This is a genomic window from Falsiroseomonas oleicola, assembly GCF_019029495.1.
Classification (GTDB): Bacteria; Pseudomonadota; Alphaproteobacteria; order Acetobacterales; family Acetobacteraceae; genus Falsiroseomonas; species Falsiroseomonas oleicola.
In genome coordinates this window covers 964,886-984,345 of record NZ_JAERQM010000001.1, presented here as the reverse complement: position 1 = coordinate 984,345, position 19,460 = coordinate 964,886, and the positions used below count along the sequence as shown (strand labels likewise).

Annotated in this window: 20 protein-coding genes; 12 read left to right on the top strand and 8 right to left on the bottom strand. The window is 69.0% G+C overall.

Features of this window, described 5'->3' with window-relative positions:
• Positions 1 to 35: 35 nt before the first annotated feature.
• The 4 genes from hisS (at position 36) to JJQ90_RS04620 (ending at position 4,003) form a co-directional block, all read left to right on the top strand.
• On the top strand, positions 36 to 1,316 hold the full coding sequence (gene hisS / locus JJQ90_RS04635) for a histidine--tRNA ligase (RefSeq protein WP_216873768.1): 1,281 nt from the start codon (positions 36 to 38) through the stop codon (positions 1,314 to 1,316).
• Entirely contained in the window at positions 1,313 to 2,368 is a 1,056-nt protein-coding gene (prfA, locus tag JJQ90_RS04630; RefSeq protein ID WP_216873264.1) for a peptide chain release factor 1, read from the top strand. Before hisS ends, prfA begins: the two co-directional genes overlap by 4 nt.
• Complete coding sequence (gene prmC / locus JJQ90_RS04625; RefSeq protein WP_216873263.1) at positions 2,365 to 3,258, top strand: peptide chain release factor N(5)-glutamine methyltransferase; 894 nt, start codon at positions 2,365 to 2,367, stop codon at positions 3,256 to 3,258. Before prfA ends, prmC begins: the two co-directional genes overlap by 4 nt.
• Before the next feature lie 322 nt (positions 3,259 to 3,580).
• The gene (locus JJQ90_RS04620) at positions 3,581 to 4,003 is read left to right on the top strand and encodes a DUF4167 domain-containing protein (RefSeq protein WP_230410335.1); all 423 of its coding nucleotides are present in this window, start codon (positions 3,581 to 3,583) and stop codon (positions 4,001 to 4,003) included.
• Between the two features lie 40 nt (positions 4,004 to 4,043).
• Here JJQ90_RS04620 and JJQ90_RS04615 read toward each other — a convergent pair whose 3' ends face one another.
• Positions 4,044 to 4,814: an MOSC domain-containing protein gene (locus JJQ90_RS04615; protein WP_216873260.1), complete on the bottom strand. Its 771-nt coding sequence runs from the start codon at positions 4,812 to 4,814 to the stop codon at positions 4,044 to 4,046.
• 116 nt (positions 4,815 to 4,930) lie between these two features.
• Between JJQ90_RS04615 and clpB the strand changes: the two genes are divergently transcribed.
• Entirely contained in the window at positions 4,931 to 7,528 is a 2,598-nt protein-coding gene (gene clpB / locus JJQ90_RS04610; protein WP_216873259.1) for an ATP-dependent chaperone ClpB, read from the top strand.
• 48 nt (positions 7,529 to 7,576) lie between these two features.
• Here the strand turns inward: clpB and JJQ90_RS04605 are convergent, their stop codons facing one another.
• The gene (locus tag JJQ90_RS04605) at positions 7,577 to 8,359 is read right to left on the bottom strand and encodes a lytic transglycosylase domain-containing protein (protein ID WP_216873258.1); all 783 of its coding nucleotides are present in this window, start codon (positions 8,357 to 8,359) and stop codon (positions 7,577 to 7,579) included.
• 40 nt (positions 8,360 to 8,399) lie between these two features.
• Entirely contained in the window at positions 8,400 to 9,275 is an 876-nt protein-coding gene (locus JJQ90_RS04600) for an outer membrane lipoprotein (protein ID WP_216873257.1), read from the bottom strand.
• Between the two features lie 138 nt (positions 9,276 to 9,413).
• Between JJQ90_RS04600 and JJQ90_RS04595 the strand changes: the two genes are divergently transcribed.
• The 3 genes from JJQ90_RS04595 to JJQ90_RS04585 all read left to right on the top strand — a co-directional run bounded on the left by JJQ90_RS04595 (position 9,414) and on the right by JJQ90_RS04585 (position 13,201).
• Entirely contained in the window at positions 9,414 to 10,985 is a 1,572-nt protein-coding gene (locus tag JJQ90_RS04595; RefSeq protein WP_216873256.1) for an alkaline phosphatase D family protein, read from the top strand.
• Between the two features lie 34 nt (positions 10,986 to 11,019).
• On the top strand, positions 11,020 to 11,916 hold the full coding sequence (mmsB, locus tag JJQ90_RS04590; protein ID WP_216873255.1) for a 3-hydroxyisobutyrate dehydrogenase: 897 nt from the start codon (positions 11,020 to 11,022) through the stop codon (positions 11,914 to 11,916).
• Between the two features lie 85 nt (positions 11,917 to 12,001).
• Entirely contained in the window at positions 12,002 to 13,201 is a 1,200-nt protein-coding gene (locus tag JJQ90_RS04585; RefSeq protein ID WP_329959368.1) for a TIR domain-containing protein, read from the top strand.
• 94 nt (positions 13,202 to 13,295) lie between these two features.
• On the opposite strand, the gene JJQ90_RS04580 is transcribed toward JJQ90_RS04585, so the two are convergent.
• From JJQ90_RS04580 to JJQ90_RS04560, 5 genes are all read right to left on the bottom strand, one after another.
• Positions 13,296 to 13,754 carry an RES family NAD+ phosphorylase gene (locus JJQ90_RS04580; protein WP_216873254.1) on the bottom strand — a complete coding sequence of 153 codons (459 nt, stop codon included), beginning with the start codon at positions 13,752 to 13,754 and terminating at the stop codon, positions 13,296 to 13,298.
• 3 nt (positions 13,755 to 13,757) lie between these two features.
• Positions 13,758 to 14,276: an antitoxin Xre/MbcA/ParS toxin-binding domain-containing protein gene (locus JJQ90_RS04575; protein WP_216873253.1), complete on the bottom strand. Its 519-nt coding sequence runs from the start codon at positions 14,274 to 14,276 to the stop codon at positions 13,758 to 13,760.
• A gap of 72 nt (positions 14,277 to 14,348) precedes the next feature.
• Positions 14,349 to 15,617 (bottom strand): DNA polymerase IV, encoded by a 1,269-nt coding sequence (locus tag JJQ90_RS04570; RefSeq protein ID WP_216873251.1) that lies wholly within the window; start codon positions 15,615 to 15,617, stop codon positions 14,349 to 14,351.
• A gap of 133 nt (positions 15,618 to 15,750) precedes the next feature.
• Positions 15,751 to 16,038, bottom strand: a complete 288-nt coding sequence (locus tag JJQ90_RS04565; protein ID WP_216873250.1) for a hypothetical protein — start codon at positions 16,036 to 16,038, stop codon at positions 15,751 to 15,753.
• Positions 16,035 to 16,910, bottom strand: coding sequence for an ROK family protein (locus JJQ90_RS04560; protein WP_216873249.1), 876 nt, complete (start codon positions 16,908 to 16,910; stop codon positions 16,035 to 16,037). Before JJQ90_RS04560 ends, JJQ90_RS04565 begins: the two co-directional genes overlap by 4 nt.
• Before the next feature lie 127 nt (positions 16,911 to 17,037).
• Between JJQ90_RS04560 and JJQ90_RS04555 the strand changes: the two genes are divergently transcribed.
• The 4 genes from JJQ90_RS04555 (at position 17,038) to JJQ90_RS04540 (ending at position 19,457) form a co-directional block, all read left to right on the top strand.
• Positions 17,038 to 17,289 carry a sulfurtransferase TusA family protein gene (locus JJQ90_RS04555; RefSeq protein WP_216873248.1) on the top strand — a complete coding sequence of 84 codons (252 nt, stop codon included), beginning with the start codon at positions 17,038 to 17,040 and terminating at the stop codon, positions 17,287 to 17,289.
• Positions 17,290 to 17,291: 2 nt separating this feature from the next.
• Positions 17,292 to 18,221 carry a histone deacetylase family protein gene (locus JJQ90_RS04550; protein ID WP_216873766.1) on the top strand — a complete coding sequence of 310 codons (930 nt, stop codon included), beginning with the start codon at positions 17,292 to 17,294 and terminating at the stop codon, positions 18,219 to 18,221.
• A 73-nt stretch (positions 18,222 to 18,294) separates the two neighbouring features.
• Entirely contained in the window at positions 18,295 to 18,546 is a 252-nt protein-coding gene (locus JJQ90_RS04545) for an exodeoxyribonuclease VII small subunit (RefSeq protein ID WP_216873246.1), read from the top strand.
• On the top strand, positions 18,546 to 19,457 hold the full coding sequence (locus tag JJQ90_RS04540; protein WP_216873245.1) for a polyprenyl synthetase family protein: 912 nt from the start codon (positions 18,546 to 18,548) through the stop codon (positions 19,455 to 19,457). The genes JJQ90_RS04545 and JJQ90_RS04540 overlap by 1 nt, the downstream gene beginning before the upstream one ends.
• Positions 19,458 to 19,460: the final 3 nt, after the last annotated feature.

Genomic DNA, 19,460 nt, shown 5'->3' with positions numbered 1-19,460 from the left:
TGCCGCCGCCCGCGCGCCGTTCTACCCGCCATGCCATGGCAAACCCTCCGCTCCAGCCCGTCCGCGGCACCCGTGACCTGATCGGCGAGGATTTCCGCGCGCATCATCATGTGATCTCGGCCGCCCGGCGCGTCACTGCGCTCTACGGCTATGAGGAATGGGCGACGCCGATCTTCGAGGCCACCGGCGTCTTCGCCCGCAGCCTGGGCGAGACCTCCGACGTCGTGTCCAAGGAGATGTATTCCTTCGAGGATCGCGGCGGCGATTCCATCACCCTGCGGCCGGAGAACACCGCCGGCATCTGCCGCGCCCTGGTCTCCAACGGCCTGACCCAGTCCAACCTGCCGCGCAAGGTGTTCTACGCCGGCCCGATGTTCCGCTACGAGCGCCCCCAGAAGGGACGCTACCGCCAGTTCCACCAGATCGGCGCCGAGGTGCTGGGCGCGGCGGAGCCGCTGGCGGATGCCGAGGTGATCGCCGCCGGCTGGCACATTTTGGTGGATCTCGGCATCAGCGAGGGCGTGGTGCTGGAGATCAATACGCTGGGCGATGCGGAAAGCCGCGACGCCTATCGGGCCGCGCTGGTCGCCCACTTCACGGCGCATCAGGACGGGCTTTCGGCCGACAGCCAGGTGCGGCTGGCCAAAAATCCGATGCGCATCCTGGACAGCAAGGATGAGGGCGACCGGCGCATTGTGGCGACCGCGCCGACCATCGAGCCCTTCCTGACCGAAAAGGCCTCGGCCTTCTTCGAGTCCGTCCTGCGCCACCTGGACACGCTCGGCGTGCCGACCCGGAAGAACCCCCGGATCGTGCGGGGGCTGGATTACTACAGCCACACCGCCTTCGAATTCGTCACGGACCGTCTCGGCGCCCAGGGCACCGTCATGGCGGGTGGCCGCTATGATGGGCTGGTCGAGGAAATGGGCGGCCCGGCCACCCCCTGCGTCGGCTGGGCGGCGGGGGTGGAGCGGCTGTCCATGTTGCTTGACGATATACCAAGAGGTCCCACACCTGTGGCGATAATAGCCGCAGAGGGTGGCTCGAGTTTGGCGATTGAAATCATGCAGGCGCTCCGGCGAGGAGGCATTGCTTGTGACATGGCATATAAAGGTTCTGTAAAACGTCAGTTCGACCGAGCAAATAAAAAAAAGATGCGCTTTGCCATTGTCTTGGGAGGTGATGAGATCGCCACAAGCACGGTGACTATGCGTGATCTACAGACCGGGGTTCAGGAGCGTGTGCCTGCAGCCCTCTATCCTATAGCTGAGTGGTTAGTGGCTCGAGGGGGGGCGGATCAGCAACTCAATCCATGAGCCTCCCCCAAAAACTCGACCGGCTGCTCAGCCGGGCGGATGAGGTGCGGCATGCGCTGAACACCGCGGATGGCGCGCAGGTCGGCGCGCTGTCCAAGGAGCTTTCGGAGCTTGAACCGCTGGTCGCCAAGGTTTCCGAATACCGCGCCGCCGAGAAGGCGCGGGACGAGGCGGAGGCGATGCTCTCGGACCCGGAACTGCGCGAGCTGGCGGAGCCGGAATTCTATGCGCTCCGCGACAGCCTGCCGCAGCTCGAGCGCGAAATCCGCCTGATGCTGCTGCCGCGCGATGCGGCGGACAGCCGCAGCGCCATCCTGGAAATCCGTCCTGCCGCCGGCGGCGACGAGGCGGCGCTGTTCGCGGCCGAGCTGTTCGGCGCCTATCAGCGCTACGCCGCCACCCAGGGCTGGCGCTTCGAGATTCTCGATTACGACGCGAGCGACCTTGGCGGCGTGAAGGGCGCGACCGCGGGCATCGAGGGGCGCGGCGTCTTCGCGAAACTGAAGTTCGAATCCGGCGTGCACCGGGTGCAGCGGGTGCCGGCCACCGAGACCCAGGGGCGCATCCACACCTCCACCGTCACCGTCGCCGTGCTGCCGGAGGCCGAGGAGGTCGACGTCCATATCAATGAGGGCGACCTGCGCATCGACACCTACCGCGCCTCCGGCGCCGGCGGGCAGCATGTGAACAAGACCGACAGCGCCGTCCGCATCACCCACATCCCCTCCGGCGTGGTGGTGGCGATGCAGGAGGAGAAGTCGCAGCACAAGAACAAGGCCAAGGCCATGAAGGTGCTGCGCGCCCGACTCTATGAGGCGGAGCGTGCGCGGCTGGCCGGGGTGCGATCCGCCGACCGCAAGGGCCAGGTCGGCACCGGCGACCGCAGCGAACGCATCCGCACCTACAACTTCCCCCAGGGCCGCGTGACCGACCACCGCATCGGCCTGACGCTGCACAAGATCGACCGCGTTATGCTGGGCGAGTTCGAGGAGATCATCGGCGCCCTGACGGCGGAGGATGAGGCGGCCCGCCTGGCCGCCGAGGGCGAATGACCGCCTGTGAGCCGGGCGAGACGGTCGGCGCCTTCCTCTGCCAGGCCGGCCAGATGCTGCGCGCGGCGGCCATCGAGAGCCCGCGCCTGGAAGCCCGGCTGCTGCTGGGCCATGCCATGGGCGTCACCGCCGAAACCCTGCTGCGGGACTCCCGCATGGTCGTGCCGGCGGAGGCGGTGGCCCGCTTCGGTGCGGCGCTGAAGGCGCGGCTGGCGCATGTGCCGATGGCGCATATCCTCGGCCGGCAGGGGTTCTGGACGCTGGACCTCGCCGTCTCGCCGGCCACGCTGATCCCGCGCCCCGACTCGGAATCCCTGGTGGAAGCGGCGCTGGCGGCCTTTCCGGATGCGGAGGCGCCGCTGCGGGTGCTGGACCTCGGCACCGGCACCGGCTGCCTGCTGCTGGCGGTGCTGTCCGAAAGGCCGCGCGCCTTCGGCATCGGGGTGGACCGGGAACCCGCCGCGGCGGCGCTGGCGGCGGCGAATGCGGCAGCCAACGGCCTTGCCGGGCGCAGCGCCTTCCTGGCCGCGGACTGGGCCGGAGCGCTGGCCGGGACCTTCGACCTGGTGCTGTCCAACCCGCCCTATATCGAATCCGCCGCCATTTCCGGGTTGATGCCGGAGGTGGCGCGGCATGAGCCGGGGCTGGCGCTGGATGGCGGGCCGGATGGGCTGGACGCCTACCGACTTCTGGCGGCCGCGCTGCCGGCGCTGCTGGCACCGGGCGGCGTGGCGGTGCTGGAACTCGGCCAGGGGCAGCGCGCGGCGGTCGAGGGTCTGGCCAGGACCGCGGGCCTGCGCCCCCTGTCCTGCCGCCCGGATCTGGGCGGGGTGGACCGCGCATTGAGCCTCGCAAAAAAACCGGTTGGCGGTCCGGCCTCGGAGGACTAAGCTGACAGAGCGGAGCAGGGCGCAAATGCGGCCCGGCACCGCCGGCAGAAGCGGCCGGGCGTCGGCGATGCGGGGTGTTCCCTTTTCGCATGCTGGCCTGCCGCGACGACGCAACCCGATAATCCCGCGTTCCCGGCAAGGGCCTGGCCCAGTCCGGCGGCGCGATTGCGAGACGGCGAACGCCATACCGATGAACATGAAACGCATGCGCGGCCGTGGCGGCAATCGCCATGGTGGCGGGGCTGGTGGCGGCGGCGGCGGTGGGCCGTATCGCCAGGGTGGCGGCGGCGGTGGGGGCGGCGGTGGCGGTGGCCATCAGCCGATGAACCGCAACCATATCTTCGACAGCAACGGTCCGGATATGCGGCTGCGCGGCACCGCCCAGCAGTTGTTCGAGAAGTATCTTCAGCTTGGCCGCGATGCGACCGGCGCCAGCGACCGGGTGATGGCGGAAAGCTACTTCCAGCACGCCGAGCATTATTTCCGCATCCTGAACGCCATGAGCCAGGCCCAGCAGCAGCAGGGCGGCCAGCCCTATCCGCCGCAGCGCCGCTACCAGGGCGGCCCGGACCAGGAAGGCGGCGAGGCTGGCCAGCAAGGCGAGCCGGGGGAGATGACCATGACCCCCTATGCCCAGAACGGCCAGGGCCATGCGAACGGCAATGGCAACGGCCATTCCAACGACTCGGATGACGGTCCGGAGGAACCCCGCGACCAGCGGGAGCGCGAGCAGCGCGACAACTGAGCGGCCCGCCTCCCCCCGAAACGGGGGAGGCCTGCCGATCTCACCCCAGCAGTTCCGCCTGCACCGGCTCCAGCGCATCGCCCAGCGCCACCCGGCCGCCCTCCAGCACCTCCGCATAGATGCCCATATCCATGTGCCCAAAGTGCTCCCGCAGCCAGCGCTGTGGGCGGGCATCGCGTTCGGCCGTCGCCGGGTTCACCTCCGTCGCCGCGCAGCGCTGGGTGCGCTTGAACACGCGCAGCCGGGTGCCGCCGAGCAGGATCTCCTTCCCGATCCAGCCGAACTCGGCGAAGGGCAGGCCGCCGGAGACCAGGACATTGGCGCGGAAGCGCAGCGGGTCGAGCGCCATGCCTACCTTCTCCTCCAGCGCCTTCACCGAATTCAGCCCGATGATGGAGACCGCCTTGGCGGCGATATCGGTGAAGGCATGGCCCGGCGCCTCCGCCAGGCGCAGCGGCCCGCGCGCCTCCTCCCCCATGAAATCGGTGATCCAGGCCGCGGCGGCGGCGCGGCCGGCCTCCGTGCCAAGCGCGGCATCCAGCGGCGCCATGCCGTCTGCCCGCAGGGCCAGAAGGCCGGCGGCGGAATCCCAGGCGGAGCGGATGCGGGCGACGCGGGCATGCGCCATCAGGCAGGCGAAATGGCGCTTCTGGAGCCAGGTCGGGGCCGCGGGGTCGAAGGGCGCATCGGCATGGGCGAAGGCGAAGCGGCGATCCTCCGGCAGGCCCTGGCCGGCTGTCAGCGCCACCTCCTCCATCACCTCCGGCGACAGACCCTTGACCGGGTAGCGGGTGATCCGTTCCACGCGCATGCATTATCCCCCTTGAAGCGTCACCTCCCCGCTTACCACATCACCGGCAGAGGCGAGTCCTCGCTGCCCATCCGGGGGCGAGGGAGGCCCGTCCGCTCACAGGAGGGACATGTAGGATGGACATCGAGAAATTTACCGAACGCGCCCGGGGCTTCCTCCAGGCCGCACAGACCATCGCCATTCGCGAATTCCACCAGCGGGTCACGCCGGAGCATCTGCTCAAGGCGCTGCTGGACGACGAACAGGGCGCGGCTGCCGGACTGATTCGCGCCGCCGGCGGCGATCCCGCCGTGGCCAAGCAGTCCGTCGATGCCGAGATCGCAAAGCAGCCCAAGGTGCAGGGCGCGGGCGCCGGGCAGCCGCAGTTCACGCCGGATATCGTGCGGGTTCTGGATGCCGCGCAGCAGGCCGCGACCAAGGCCGGCGACAGTTTTGTCGCGCAGGACCGGCTGCTGGTGGCGCTGGCCGCCAGCGAGGGCCAGGCCGGCCGCGCGCTGCGCGCTGCCAATGCCGATGCGGCGAAGCTGGAAGCTGCCGTCGCCACGCTGCGCAAGGGCCGCACCGTGAACAGCCAGAACGCCGAGGACCAGTTCGACGCGCTGAAGAAATACGCGCGCGACCTGACCGCGCTGGCGCAGGAGGGAAAACTCGACCCGGTGATCGGCCGCGACGAGGAAATCCGTCGCACCATCCAGGTCCTCGCCCGCCGCACCAAGAACAACCCGGTGCTGATCGGCGAGCCCGGCGTCGGCAAGACCGCCATCGTCGAGGGCCTCGCGCTGCGCATCGTGCGCGGCGACGTGCCGGAGGCGCTGAAGAACAAGAAGGTGATGGCGCTCGATCTGGGGTCGATGGTCGCGGGCGCGAAATACCGCGGCGAATTCGAGGAGCGGCTGAAGGGCGTGTTGAAGGAGGTCGAGGAGGCCGCCGGCGACATCGTGCTGTTCATCGACGAAATGCACACGCTGGTCGGCGCGGGCAAGGCGGATGGCGCGATGGATGCGTCGAACCTCATCAAGCCGGCGCTGGCCCGCGGCGAGCTGCATTGCGTCGGCGCCACCACGCTCGATGAATACCGCAAGCATGTGGAGAAGGACGCGGCCCTCGCACGGCGCTTCCAGCCGGTGATGGTGGGCGAGCCCTCCGTGGCCGACACCGTCTCCATCCTGCGCGGCATCAAGGAGAAGTACGAGCTGCACCACGGCGTCCGCATCACGGATGGCGCGCTGGTGGCGGCCGCCACGCTCTCCAACCGCTACATCACCGACCGCTTCCTGCCGGACAAGGCCATCGACCTGATGGACGAGGCGTCCTCCCGCCTGCGCATGCAGGTGGACAGCAAGCCGGAGGAGCTGGACGCGATCGACCGCGACCTGATGCGGTTGAAGATCGAGCGCGAGGCGCTGCGCAAGGAGACCGACGCCGCCAGCCGCGACCGTCTGCTGAAGCTGGAGAAGGAGCTTTCGGAGCTGGAGGAACGCTCCAACGAGATGACCTCCCGCTGGGCGGCGGAGAAGTCGCTCGTCGTCGAAAGCCAGAAGCTGAAGGAACAGCTCGACCACGCGCGCACGGAATTCGACCTGGCGCAGAATCGCGGCGACCTGGCCAAGGCTTCCGAACTGCGCTTCGGCGTCATCCCGCAGTTGGAAAAGAAGCTGGCCGAGGCCGGCGATGGCGATGCGCGGCTGGTGAATGAGGCAGTGACGGAGGAGGCGATTGCCGCCGTGGTCAGCCGCTGGACCGGCATTCCGGTGGAGAAGATGCTGGAAGGCGAGCGCGCCAAGCTGCTTCAGATGGAAGACCAGCTGCGCAAGCGGGTGGTGGGCCAGGAGGAGGCGCTGGAGGCGGTGGCCAAGGCCGTGCGCCGCGCCCGCGCCGGCCTGCAGGACCCGAACCGGCCCATCGGTTCCTTCCTGTTCCTCGGCCCCACCGGCGTCGGCAAGACGGAACTGGTAAAGTCGCTGGCGAATTTCCTGTTCGACGATGAGCGCGCCATGACCCGGATCGACATGTCCGAATTCATGGAAAAGCACGCCGTCGCGCGGCTGATCGGCGCCCCGCCCGGCTATGTCGGCTACGAGGAAGGCGGCACGCTGACCGAGGCCATCCGCCGCCGTCCCTACCAGGTCATCCTGTTCGACGAGGTGGAGAAGGCGCATGACGACGTCTTCAACATCCTGCTGCAGGTGCTGGATGACGGCCGCCTGACCGATGGCCAGGGCCGCACGGTGGACTTCCGGAACACCATCATCGTGCTGACCAGCAACCTCGGCAGCCAGGCCATCGCCGAACTGCCCGAGACCAGCGACATCGAGGCGGCGCGGCCGGCCGTGATGCGCGCGGTGCGGGAACGCTTCCGGCCGGAATTCCTCAACCGGCTGGATGAGGTGGTGCTGTTCCGCCGTCTGGCCCGGGCGGACATGGCCTCGATCGTCGATATCCAGCTCGGTGGCCTGCGCCGGCTGCTGGAGGATCGGAAGATCGCGCTGGAGCTGGACGAATCGGCGCGGGAATGGCTGGCGGAAGCCGGCTACGACCCGGCCTATGGCGCCCGCCCGCTGAAGCGGGTGATCCAGCGCAGCCTGCAGGACAGGCTGGCGGACCTGCTGCTGGCCGGCACGCTGCATGACGGCACCCGGCTGCTGGTGACCGCCGGCCCGGATGGGCTGGAGGTTCGGACGGCACCGGCCGACGAAAGCCGCGCCGCGGCCTGAACGACCAAGAAGGGGGGCGGTCCATCCTGGGCCGCCCCCCTTTCTTATTCAGCGCCGCGCAGCCAGCAGGCTGCCGAGGCGGCTGGACCGGCCGGCGATGGGCACCGGCATGCTCCGATAGGCATCAAGGCCCCGGCCATTCGTCCCTGCCGGCGCGGCCACCACCGCCGCACGCTCCGCGCCGTTCGACAGCATCGCGGCGCCGGCATTCCGGGGGGCGGTAGGCGCGGTTGGCCGGGGCTGGGCGGCGGCGGTCGCCGTATTTGCGGTGGGGGTGGGGAGTGCCGCATGCGGCTGGCCCTGTTCCCGCGCCCAGGCGGCCATCACCCTCTCCCGATACGGCTCCCCCCGCTCCGGCGTCTGGGAGTGGTAGGCGGCGACGGCGCGGTTCCAGTCGCCGAAGCGGGCATGCAACTCGGTCAGGAAGCGCGCGGCATAGGTGGCGTTGGTCAGCGGGTCGAAGGCGGCTTCCAGGCTTGGGAAGGCGTCCGGGTGGTGGCGCAGATTGACCTGCATGCAGCCGATGTCGATCGAGCGCATGCCGCCGGCCTGCAGGGCCTGCACCCCGGCAACTGCTGCCGCCTTGCTGGCGAAGAATTGCCCACGGCCCTCGGCATTGATGGTCCAGGGCCAGGGGTGGAAGGCGCCCGTTTCCGGGTCCCGCCGGCCGGATTCCATGCGGGCAATGGCGGTCAGCAGATGTGGCGGGATGCCGGCGGCGCGTTCCGCCGCCTGGATCGCGGCGCGGCACAGCAGGCCCGGCTCGGCCTGCGCGGCACGACCGGGAACCAGGGGCAGGATCAGCAGGAGGAGAAGCGCGATACGGGTCATGCCCCCGGCAGGGCAAATGGCGTGCCAGAGGGTGTTGGCGTCAGGGTGCCGCTGGGGCCGCGTCTGGCGTGCCGGGGGCCGGTGCGACGGGCGCCGGCGCGAGGGGAGACGGCGTCATGGCGGCTGGCGGGGCAGGCTCCGGCGCGGCCGGTGCCGGCCTCGCGGGAGCCTGTGGCGCCTGGTCCGGTGCGGCGAGGTCCGGCACGACAGGGGCCGGTGTGATCGGCTCCGGGGCTACGGGTGCCGGATCGACCGATGGCGGGGACAGGGGCGGCAGGGCCTCGCGCGCGGGCACAGCCTCGGTCGGCGCGGCGCTGCCATCCGGCGGGGTGGCACCGGCGGGGGCGTCCGGCGCAGGGGCCGGAGCGGGAGGCGGCGGCACCGGGCGGGCTTGCGCCGGGCGGGCGGCTGCCGGCGCCCCCGGCGTCGGCGCGCGGCCGGCGCCTTCCTCCGGCACGTTCTGCGTATAGTCCGGGATGATGCGGGCCTGGGCGCCGGCGATCACCAGCACCCGTTCGCCCACCGCCATCGCCACCTCGTCCCGCTGCGTCACCGACAGCAGTTCCCCATTCGGCTTGCGGACGATGTATTCCCAGGCAGTGGTACTGCCCGCCACCCGCTCCGTCGCCGAGCCCAGGATCCCGCCGACCAGCGCGCCGCCGACCGCGCCGATGGCGCCGGCCATGTTCCCGCCCGGCGCCTGCGACCCGACGATGCCACCCGCCGCGCCGCCGGTCGCAGCACCCGTATTGCCATCCGCCGTCACCGTTACGCGCCGTATGCCGATGATGACCGCCTGTTCGACTCGGTTCATCTGCTGCACCGCCGCCGTGGCGTAGTCGTCCGGCGAATAGCTCGGCCGGCAGGCGCCCAGCGCCAGCAGCAACAAAAGGGGGAGGGTGCGCGGATTGGCCATCGCCCGCTTGCATAGGCCAGCCGCACACGCCCGGCCAGCGGCCAGATGCACCACCTCTCCCATCTCTGATGACACCCTCTTGCCCGACGTCGCCACTGGCGGCACACCGCGATTGCGGCGGAGGAAGATGGAGCGGCGATGGCATCGGTGCGGCGACATCTGGCCGATCTGTCCCGGCGTGGGCTGCTGCGCGGGGCGCTGGCCCTGGCGGGGCTCGCCGCGCTGAACCCCCGGCCGTCCCGGGCCGGCCTGGCCCATCCCCGTTTCGCCGAGGACCCCTTCCGCCTGGGCGTCGCCGCCGGCGATCCGCGGCCCGATGGGCTGGTGATCTGGACCCGCCTCGCCCCCACCCCCGAACAGCCCGATGGCGGGCTGGACCCGCTGCCCGTGGAGGTCGGCTGGCAGGTGGCGGAGGACCCCGGCTTCCGTCGCCTCGCCGCCCAGGGCACCGCCATCGCCCAGCCCGATGCCGCCCACAGCCTGCATGTGGAGGTCGCCGGCCTGCGCCCCGCCCGCCCCTATTTCTACCGCTTCCTCTGCGGCGGCCAGGCCAGCCGAATCGGCCAGGCCCGCACCGCCCCGCCGATGGAGGCCGATTCCACCGTGCGGATCGTCTCCGCCGGCTGCCAGCACTACGAACACGGGTTGTTCACCGCCTGGAAACACATCGCGCGGGAGGAGGTGGACCTCGTCTTCCACTATGGCGACTTCATCTATGAATACGCCGCCCGCCCGGTGGGTTCGGTTTCCGCCGGCCGCACCATCATCCGCAGCCATCGGGGCGGGGAGACGCTGAGCCTCGCGGATTACCGCGACCGCCACGCGCAATACCGCCAGGACCCGGACCTCGCCGCCGCCGCCGCCGCCCATGCCTTCGCGGTGACCTTCGATGACCATGAGGTGGCGAACAACTGGGCTGGCGACACCGGCGGGCGCGGGGAGCACGGGCTGGACTTCGACCTGCGCAAGGCCGCCGCCTTCCAGGCCTGGTACGAGCACATGCCCGTCCGCGCCTCCGCTTTGCCGCGCGGCCCGCGCATCACCGCGCATCGCCGCCTGACCTATGGCGGCACGGTGAGCCTGCATCTGCTGGACACGCGCGGCCAGCGCGACGACCAGCCCTGCGGCGACGGCACGAAACCGCCCTGCGCGGAGGTGGCGCGACCGGACGCGCAGATGCTCGGCCCGGCGCAGGAACGCTGGCTGCTGGACGGCGCCGCCAACAGCCGCGCCACCTGGCAGGTGCTGGCGCAGCAGGTGCCGATGTTCGCCCGAGTCTCCCCCAATGGCGCCATCAGCATGGACAAGTGGGATGGCTACCCGGCCGCCCGCGCGCGCCTGCTGCACGGGCTGCGCGACAGGGGCGTGGAGAATACGGTCGTGCTCTCCGGCGATGTGCACAGCGCCTATGCCGCCACGGTCTCGGCGGTGCCGGAGGGGCCGGCGCTCGCCGCCGAATTCACCGCCACCTCCATCAGCAGCGAGGGCGATGGCAGCGAGGAACGGCGCGGCACGGCGGCGGCGCTGGCGGCGAACCCGCATATCGCCTTCCACAACAACCGCCGCGGCTATTGCCGCCACACCTTCTCCGCCCGCCTCTGCACGACAAGCTTCCTCGCCGTGCCCTTCATCACCCGCCCCGGCGCGCCGCTGGAGGAACGCGGGCGCTTCGTGGTGGAAAGCGGTGACGCGCGGGTGAAGCCGGCCTAGCCTTTCCCCCGGAACGAACGGGGGAGGGGCCGCCATGGCGCGCATCGGATTCGTGGGCCTGGGCAATATGGGCGCGCCGATGGCGCGGAACCTGGTGAAGGCCGGGCATCAGGTGGCGGTGTTCGACCTGTCCCCCGCCGCCATCGCCGCCGTGCCGGGGGCCGAAGCCGCGGAGAGCGGCGCGGCGGCGGCCACGGGCGCCGACATCGTCTTCACCATGCTGCCGGCCGGCGCCCATGTGCGGGAGGCCTGGCTGGGTGGCATGGCGGCGGCGAGCCGGCCGGACGCCGTGCTGGTGGATTGCTCCACCATCGATGTGGCGACGGCCCGCGCCGTGGCCGCAGCCTGCGGCCGCGCCTTCCTGGACGCGCCGGTTTCCGGCGGGGTGATGGGGGCGGAGGCGGGGACCCTGACCTTCATGGTCGGCGGCCCAGCGGCCGCCTTCGCCAGCGTGGAACCCGTGCTGCGCCAGATGGGCCGCGCCGCGATCCATTGCGGGGAGGTGGGCGCGGGCCAGGCGGCCAAGGCCTGCAACAACATGATGCTCGCGGCTACCATGATCGTGACGGCGGAGGCCTTTGTGCTGGCCGAGCGGCTGGGGCTTTCGCACCAGGCGCTGTTCGATGTGGCTTCGCAATCCTCCGGCCAGAGCTGGAGCCTGACGACCTATTGCCCCGTGCCGGGGCCGGTGCCGGGGAGCCCGGCCAATCGGGATTATGTGCCGGGGTTTGCGGCGGATCTGATGCTGAAGGATCTGGGGCTGGCGGTGGGGGCGGCGCAGGCGGCGGGGGTGAGGTTGGAGGTGGGGGAGAAGGCGCTGGATCTTTACCGGCGGTTTGTGGAGGAGGGGGGTGGGGGGAAGGATTTTTCGGGCATAATTAACAAAATGCTTCGTGACCTAGCTCACCCCGCCATCGATCCAAAGCCTTAGCTAGGTAATTTTTTGATGCCGTAGGCACAAGAGATTGACTGACCTTTTAATTACGTTATAGTAACAACCTAAGAGAGGTGTGGTGATGGCTGACGCAAGAGAGTTGAAAATATTAGCTGCTCGTGTAGCAGCACTGCGCGAGGCTATGGACGCTGTTAGATCGGGGACAACCCCAGATCATGCAAAGTGGTCAAGCACAAATTCATTTATTCGGGCATATACTGACGCGGCGCTGCAGTATAAAAAACTTACAAACGACCGAACAGTAAATATTTATGATATTAGTAGGCTTGCCGCCTCGGATGATAAGCGTTGGCCAGTCGAAAAGGGTCAATTCGACACAATTTACGCTGATATAGTCGTTCTTCAGAAATTGCTGACCCAGCCTGAGGAAGAACCTCTTGGGCCACTCTATAATCTTTTTGTGTCGGGGTTGGACGATAGCTGGTCGGGTGTGCCTTTTCACCTGGAACTTTCTCGTTGTCTTCGTGAATACACAGACGGAGAGTTGACCGAGCGATTTGGGCGACTGGATAGCGCGTCTATATCGGAGCTAAAGCGCTATCCCTGTATATTTGCCTATGAGTCTGGCATCCAAAAAGCACCGCTCTTTGGGTTTATTCGTGAAATTGATCGTCGGCAAAATGAGGTGAGAGTTGATTATCATCTCGTCGATGTCCATCCCTTCTTGACCGCAAATGAACTGTCGGAGATGAGATTTGAGCTAGATCTATCAAAACTTGAACTTTACAGGACTCACTGGGCACTGAAGCGTGTCGATCTCGCGAAAGAGCTTCATCGGAAGAACATTGCACTTCCTTCTTCCGCTGCCGACATTAAGAACAGTGTAGATATATCAAATCATGTTTTTGATGTTGCTTTGTCGTTCCCTGGAGAGGCTCGCGAACTTGTCGAGAAAATCTCCCACGAGCTGGAAAGAAGTTTGGGACCAAACGCTTATTTTTATGACGATAACTACACATCGCAGCTTGCTCGGCCTTCACTAGACACCCTGCTGCAGGGGATCTACAGCCGAGCAAAGCTTGACGTTGTTTTCGCCGGCAGCGACTATCAAGCAAAGAATTGGTGTGGAGTGGAGTTTCGGGCGATACGCGAGATAATTCAGCGCCGAGAGCATGAGCGTGTTATGCTTGTCAGGCTGGATGATGGCGAGGTTGAAGGCATATTGAAAGTAGACGGATATGTCGATGCTCGGAGATTCGGACCCGAAAAAATTGCGGAATTTATTGTTGATCGAATCGGGTTGATTAAGAGTAAAGAATAGTTTCTTCCTAACGTTGATTTTGCGCGGGCGCGCGAAATAGTGCGTGGTGGGTGCGGGTTAATCCGATGTTCGCCTAATTTCGAAGTTTAAGAGGTTACTTCCAAAAGATCCGCGGATCCATTACCACCGCCCGCTCCTCCCCCACCCGCACCCGCCCAAACTCAGGATGCGCCGGATTCACCACCACATTCTCATCCCGCCCCCCCGTCACCACGGATGGCACGATCAGCAGCGCCGTCCTTCCCTCCCGCAGCCACGCGCCCCCAAACGCCTGCGCGACCGAGGTATCAAACGGATCGTCCCACCCCGCATGTCGCGCCGGGTCAAACCGCTCCCGCGACACATCCTCGGGCACCTCCGCCTCCACATAGCGGGCGGCGCTTGGCGGGGATTGGCGGTTGGCGTGGACCAGCACCTCCAGCAGGCACAGCGCAAAACTGGTGCCGGTGTAGATCGCGGGCAGGCCGGGCGGATTCCAGCGCTGGCCGAACAGCCGCGCACCCTCGCCGGACCAGATCGGATGCGGCCCCGTGACAATGCGCCAAAGGCGCATGGCTCAGAGCGCCAGCCCGTATTCCAGCGCGTTCAAAACCTGTTCCACCCGCCGCGTGCCGAGGTCCGTGCGCGCCGCATCCACCGGGCTGCGCCCCTCCAGCGCCGGATGCGGCGCGGTCATGAAGGCCCGCGCCTCCGCCTCCGAGCCCAAGGCGCGGCGGGCATGGACGAACAGCCGCGCCACCCGCTCGGTCCGCTCGCTTTCCTGCGGCGAGAGGTTTTGGGCGCGGCGTTCCAGGGTGGTCTTGGGCACCACGCCGAATTCCAGGCTCGACGCCTTGGCCTTGTCGCCGCCGGCCAGTGATTCCGCGACATGCCGCAGCGCCTGCCGCGGCAGGCCGCGCTCCACCGCCTTTTCGATCAGGGCTGGGGAGGCCGCCAGCGTCCGCTCCGACCCACTCGCCGGCCGGCCAGTGTCACGCAGGACGACGAAATCGCCCGCCCCGGCCGCCTTGCTGTCGCGCAGGAAGGCGATGCCCATCACCTCGGCCACCGCCTTGGCATCATAATTGGTGAGCATGCCACAGGCCTCCAAACCAGTTGGGCGAAGATGGCGCCCCAATTGGTCAAAGACAAGCCCCGAATGCCGCGCTCAGCCGGGCCGAGGCTTCCCCGGAAGCCCCCGCCCGCTCACCACCACCCCCTCCCCAAACCGCGCCCGCAGTTTTTCGACCGCCGCCCATCGATCCGCCCGCCGCGCTGAATCCGGGTCCGCCAAATCCGGCAAATCCGCCTGATCCCCCGGTGCCAGCGGCTGCGCGCCCACGCCGATCAGTCGAAACGCCGCCCCCGTCGCCTCCTTCGCCAGCATCGGCTGGGCCGCCCGGAACAGCATTTCGGGCAGTCTTGTGGGGCGGCCGAGGCGCACCGTGCGGGTGCGGCTTTCGAAGGCGGCGGTCTTCAGCTTCAGCACCACCCCGGCGGCCCCGAATCCCTTCTCCCCCAGCCGCCGGCCAAGTTTTTCGCACAGCCGCCACAGCGGCACTTCCAGCTCCGCCAGCGTCCGCAGGTCGCTGTCGAAGGTGGTTTCGGCCGAAATGCTTTTCGTCTCCCGCGCGGGGTCCACGCGGCGCGTATCTTCGCCGCGGGCGCGGGCCACCAGGCCGGGGCCGTCCTCGCCGAAGCGGCGGGCGGCCTCCCGCGCCTCCAGCACCGCCAATTGGCCGAGCCGGGTGAAGCCGGCGGCGCCGAGTTTGCGGGCCAGCGCCGGCCCCACCCCGGGCAGCAGCCCCACCGGCTGCGGCGCCAGCCATGCGGCGGCCTCCGCGCCCAGCACGCCAAAGCCGCGCGGCTTGTCCCGCTCCGCCGCCAGCTTCGCCAGCAGCCGGTTGGGCGCCAGGCCGATGGAAACGGTGATGCCGAGCCGCGTCTCCACCGCCCGGGCGAAGCGCGCCAGCACAATGGCGGGCGGGGCGCGGTGCAGCGCCTCGGTGCCCGAAAGGTCCAGCACCGCCTCGTCGATCGAAAGCGGCTGCACCAGGGGGGTCAGGGTCTCCATCATCTCCCGCATCTGGCGGGCGGTGGCGACGTATTTGGCCATGTCGGGCTTGATGACGACGGCGTCCGGGCACAGCGCGAGCGCCTTGAACATCGGCATGGCGCTGCGCACCCCGCTGGTGCGCGCCACATAGCAGGCCGCCGAGACAACGCCGCGCCGGCCGCCGCCGACGATGACGGGGCGGGTCAGCAATTCGGGGCGGTCGCGCTTCTCGATGCTGGCGTAGAAGGCGTCGCAATCGATATGGGCGATGGTCAGGGCGAAAAGCTCGGGGTGGCGCAGCAGGCGCCGGCCGCCGCATTCGGGGCAGTTCGGCCCCACCGGATCGCGCCTGCCGCAATCCCGGCAGAGCGCGGGGGTCATCGCCGTGCCTTGGCGGAAGGTGCGGGGGTGACGATGGGCTGGACCTGCGCGAGGCATGCCGCGCCCCCCTCACCCAACCCTCTCCCCCCGTCGGGGGGAGAGGGCTTGTGGGGATACAGCTTGTGAGCAGGCATCACCGGCCGGCCAGGATGGCGGCGGGGATCGCCAAGGCGAAGGCGGCCAGTGCCCAGGGCCAGAGGCGGCGGAAGCGGGACCGCACCGCCAGCACATGCGGCACGGCGGCCGGCGGGGCGCGGCTGGTGTCGTAGAAGCGCGCGAAATCCCATAGCAGCCAGGCGCCGCCATGCCCGGCGCGGATCGCCTGGAACGCCGCCCATTTCGCCCATGCCAGGTGCCACATTGCCACCAGCATCAGCGCCACCGCGCCGGCCATCAGCGCATCGGCGATGGCCTGCCTCACCACAGCCGCGCGGCGCCGAGCACGCCGGAACTGTCGCCATGCCGGGCCTTCAGCACGGGCGTCGCGAAACTGTCGGAAAAGACGTGGCGGCGAATCAGCTTCGGCAGGACCTCATACAGATGGTCCATGTTGGACAGCCCGCCGCCGAGCACGATCACATCCGGATCGAGCAGGTTGATCACCGCCGCCAGGGCGCGCGCCAGTCGGTCCGCATGCCGGTCCAGCGCCGCGCGCGCCACCGCATCGCCGGCGGCGGCGCGGGCGGGCAGGGGGGCGGCGTCGCGCGCCTCCGGCCCATCCGCGTCGCGGGCCAAGGCGGGGCCGCAGAGGAAGGTTTCGATGCAGCCCTGCTGGCCGCACCAGCAGCGGGGGCCGGGGAATTCCCCTTGCGTCATCCAGGGCAGGGGGTTGTGGCCCCATTCGCCGGCGATGCGGTTGCGGCCTTCGATCAGCTTCCCGTTCACCACCAGCCCACCGCCGACGCCGGTGCCGAGGATGACGGCGAAGCCGGTGCCGCGCAGGTCGTGGAATTCGCTCATCGCCAGGCAATTGGCGTCGTTGGAAAGCCGCACCGCCCGCCGCAGCCGCGCGGCGAGGTCGGCGCGCAGGGCCTCGCCGTTGAGGAAGGTGGAATTGGCGCCGCGGATCAGACCGGTATCCGGGCTTTCGCTGCCGGGAATGCCGATGCCGATGCTGGCCGTATGGCCGATCTCGGCCTCCGCCGCCTCCACCATGCCGGCGATCTGGGCGACGGTGCCGCCATAGGTGGCCGGGGTGGGCAGGCGGCGGCGCAGGCGCAGCGCGCCATCGGGGGCGAGGGCCGCGATCTCGGTCTTCGTGCCGCCCAGATCGACACCAATGCGCCAGGTCATGGGGTGAGCCCTCGCGGATGCAGCGTCGGCAGGAAAGGCGGCGATCTCATGCCCCCAAAGTGACGCCGCGGGCAGGGCTCCGCAAGCGGCCTTGCCTTGGGGCGGCCGGGGTGGTGGACTCCCGCGCATGAGCGAGACCCTGCTGGATGTCCAAGGGCTGACCTGCCCGCTGCCCGTATTGAAGGCCAACAAGGCCCTGCGGTCGCTCGCCCCTGGCGCGCGGCTGGTGGTGCTGGCCACCGACCCGGCCAGCGTGAAGGATTTCCGCGCCTATGCGGCGGAGACCGGACATGCGCTGGTCGGGTTCTCGGAGGAAAAGGGGCTGTTCCGCTTCACGCTGCGCAAGCGTGAGGACCCGCCAGCCCAGGATGAGGCATGAGCATGGGCGTGCTGCTCTTCACCCATCTGGCCTGCCTGCGGCACGACCCCGGTCTCGGCCATCCGGAATGCCCCGACCGGCTGCGCGCCGTGCTGCGGGCGCTGGATGCGGGTGAGTTTACCGATCTGATCCGCGCGGAGGCGCCACTGGCGACCGTGGAACAACTCCTGCGCGTGCATCCGGCCGGCTATGTGGACGCCATCATGGGCATCCGGCCGGAGGGGGATGAGATCGTCGCGCTCGATGCCGATACGCTGATGAGCGCCGGCAGTGCGGAGGCCGCGCTGCGCGCCGCCGGGGCGGCCGTCGCCGCGGTGGATGCCGTCTGCAAGGGGGAGGTCCGCCGCGTCTTCTGCGCCACCCGCCCGCCCGGCCATCATGCCGAGCCCAACAAGCCGATGGGTTTCTGTCTGTTCGCCAATGCGGCGGTGGCGGCGCGGCATGCCCAGGCGGTGCATGGGCTCAGCCGCGTCGCCGTGGTGGATTTCGACGTGCATCACGGCAACGGCACCCAGGCCTGTTTCGAGGCCGAGGCCAGCCTGTTCTACGCCAGCAGCCACCAATGGCCGCTCTATCCCGGCACCGGCGATGTGGGCGAACGCGGCGTCGGCAATATCCGCAACGCCCTGCTGCCCCCCGGCGCCGATGGTGCCGCCTTCCGCGCCGCCTGGCGGGACGAGCTGCTGCCGGCGCTGGACGCCTTCACGCCGGAGCTGATCGTGGTGTCAGCCGGATTTGACGCCCATGCCGCCGACCCCCTCGCCCAGCTCCGGGTGCGGGAGGCGGATTTCGCCTGGCTCACCGGCGAACTCTGCGCCATCGCCGACCGTTATGCCCAAGGGCGGCTGGTGAGCCTGCTGGAGGGCGGCTATGACCTTGATGCATTGGCGCTTTCCACGGCGGCCCATGTGCGGGCGCTGATGCGCGCCTGACCCGCACGGCACTGCCCTTCCGGGCCGATCGCCGCCCCTGTATGTTTTTTCCTTCCCATGGAAGACAAGACTGATGTCAACTCAGCCTGACACGGCAAGGCAGGTCGCCTCTCTCTCCTTCGAGGAGGCACTGGCGGAGCTGGAGGGGATCGTGAAGGACCTGGAATCGGGCAAGGGGCGGCTGGAGGAAGCTGTGGCGGGTTATGAACGCGGCGCCGCGCTGCGCCGGCATTGCGAGGCGAAGCTGGCGGAGGCCGAGGCCAAGGTGCAGGCCATCGTCGAATCCAGCCCCGGCAACGCCGGCAGCCTGCGTGACATCACCTGATGCCCGATACCGCAACGACCACGCCGCTCGCCGCCGCTCTGGCCGAGGCCGCGCGGGATATCGACCACACGCTGGATTTCATCCTGCCCCAGGCGGAAGGCCCGGAAGGCCCGCTGCTGGCCGCCATGCGCTATGCCGTGATCGGCGGCGGCAAGCGGCTGCGCGGCTTCCTGGTGCTGGAAGGGGCGCGGCAATTCGGCGTCTCCCGCCAGGCGGCCTTGCGCGTCGCGGCGGCGATCGAGATGCTGCACGCCTATTCGCTGGTGCATGACGACCTGCCGGCGATGGATGATGACGACCTGCGCCGCGGCAAGCCCACGCTGCACAAGGCCTATGACGAGGCCACCGCCATCATCGCCGGCGACGCCCTTCAGGCGCTGGCCTTCGGCACCCTGGCGGAGGAGGAAACCCATGCCGATACCGCCGTGCGGATCGAGCTGGTGCGCTGCCTCGCCAAGGCGGCCGGCGCGCGCGGCATGTGCGGCGGGCAGATGCTGGACATGCTGGCGGAGGCCGCCGACGAACCCCTGGACGAGGTGCAGGTCGGCCGGCTGCAATTGCTGAAGACCGGCCGCCTGATCGAATTCGCCGCGGAGGCCGGCGCCATCCTCGGCAAGGCGCCGCTGTCCCAGCGCAATGCCCTGGCCGCCTATGGCCGCGATATCGGCGCCGCCTTCCAGATCGCGGATGACCTGCTGGACGCGACCGCCAGCGCGGATGAGACCGGCAAGCGCACGGGCAAGGATGCGGCGGCGGGCAAGGCCACGCTGCTCGGCCTGCTCGGGCTGGACCGCGCCCGGATGCAGGCGGAACGCCTGGTCGCCCAGGCGCGTGACCACCTGGACAGCTTCGGCGATCGTGCCGATCTGTTGCGGGACCTTGCGACCTACACCATCGAGAGGAAGAGCTGACAG

What these genes read in the sequence shown, in the direction of transcription:
- JJQ90_RS04595 (WP_216873256.1), top strand. Translation starts at nt 9,414, where the DNA reads ATGGCATCGGTGCGGCGACATCTGGCCGATCTGTCCCGGCGTGGGCTG.
- hisS (WP_216873768.1), top strand. Translation starts at nt 36, where the DNA reads ATGGCAAACCCTCCGCTCCAGCCCGTCCGCGGCACCCGTGACCTGATC.
- JJQ90_RS04620 (WP_230410335.1), top strand. Translation starts at nt 3,581, where the DNA reads ATGAACCGCAACCATATCTTCGACAGCAACGGTCCGGATATGCGGCTG.
- clpB (WP_216873259.1), top strand. Translation starts at nt 4,931, where the DNA reads ATGGACATCGAGAAATTTACCGAACGCGCCCGGGGCTTCCTCCAGGCC.
- JJQ90_RS04540 (WP_216873245.1), top strand. Translation starts at nt 18,546, where the DNA reads ATGCCCGATACCGCAACGACCACGCCGCTCGCCGCCGCTCTGGCCGAG.
- JJQ90_RS04580 (WP_216873254.1), bottom strand. Translation starts at nt 13,754, where the DNA reads ATGCGCCTTTGGCGCATTGTCACGGGGCCGCATCCGATCTGGTCCGGC.
- JJQ90_RS04605 (WP_216873258.1), bottom strand. Translation starts at nt 8,359, where the DNA reads ATGACCCGTATCGCGCTTCTCCTCCTGCTGATCCTGCCCCTGGTTCCC.
- prfA (WP_216873264.1), top strand. Translation starts at nt 1,313, where the DNA reads ATGAGCCTCCCCCAAAAACTCGACCGGCTGCTCAGCCGGGCGGATGAG.
- mmsB (WP_216873255.1), top strand. Translation starts at nt 11,020, where the DNA reads ATGGCGCGCATCGGATTCGTGGGCCTGGGCAATATGGGCGCGCCGATG.
- JJQ90_RS04615 (WP_216873260.1), bottom strand. Translation starts at nt 4,814, where the DNA reads ATGCGCGTGGAACGGATCACCCGCTACCCGGTCAAGGGTCTGTCGCCG.
- JJQ90_RS04550 (WP_216873766.1), top strand. Translation starts at nt 17,292, where the DNA reads ATGGGCGTGCTGCTCTTCACCCATCTGGCCTGCCTGCGGCACGACCCC.
- JJQ90_RS04570 (WP_216873251.1), bottom strand. Translation starts at nt 15,617, where the DNA reads ATGACCCCCGCGCTCTGCCGGGATTGCGGCAGGCGCGATCCGGTGGGG.
- JJQ90_RS04560 (WP_216873249.1), bottom strand. Translation starts at nt 16,910, where the DNA reads ATGACCTGGCGCATTGGTGTCGATCTGGGCGGCACGAAGACCGAGATC.
- JJQ90_RS04600 (WP_216873257.1), bottom strand. Translation starts at nt 9,275, where the DNA reads ATGGCCAATCCGCGCACCCTCCCCCTTTTGTTGCTGCTGGCGCTGGGC.
- JJQ90_RS04555 (WP_216873248.1), top strand. Translation starts at nt 17,038, where the DNA reads ATGAGCGAGACCCTGCTGGATGTCCAAGGGCTGACCTGCCCGCTGCCC.
- prmC (WP_216873263.1), top strand. Translation starts at nt 2,365, where the DNA reads ATGACCGCCTGTGAGCCGGGCGAGACGGTCGGCGCCTTCCTCTGCCAG.
- JJQ90_RS04585 (WP_329959368.1), top strand. Translation starts at nt 12,002, where the DNA reads ATGGCTGACGCAAGAGAGTTGAAAATATTAGCTGCTCGTGTAGCAGCA.
- JJQ90_RS04575 (WP_216873253.1), bottom strand. Translation starts at nt 14,276, where the DNA reads ATGCTCACCAATTATGATGCCAAGGCGGTGGCCGAGGTGATGGGCATC.
- JJQ90_RS04545 (WP_216873246.1), top strand. Translation starts at nt 18,295, where the DNA reads ATGTCAACTCAGCCTGACACGGCAAGGCAGGTCGCCTCTCTCTCCTTC.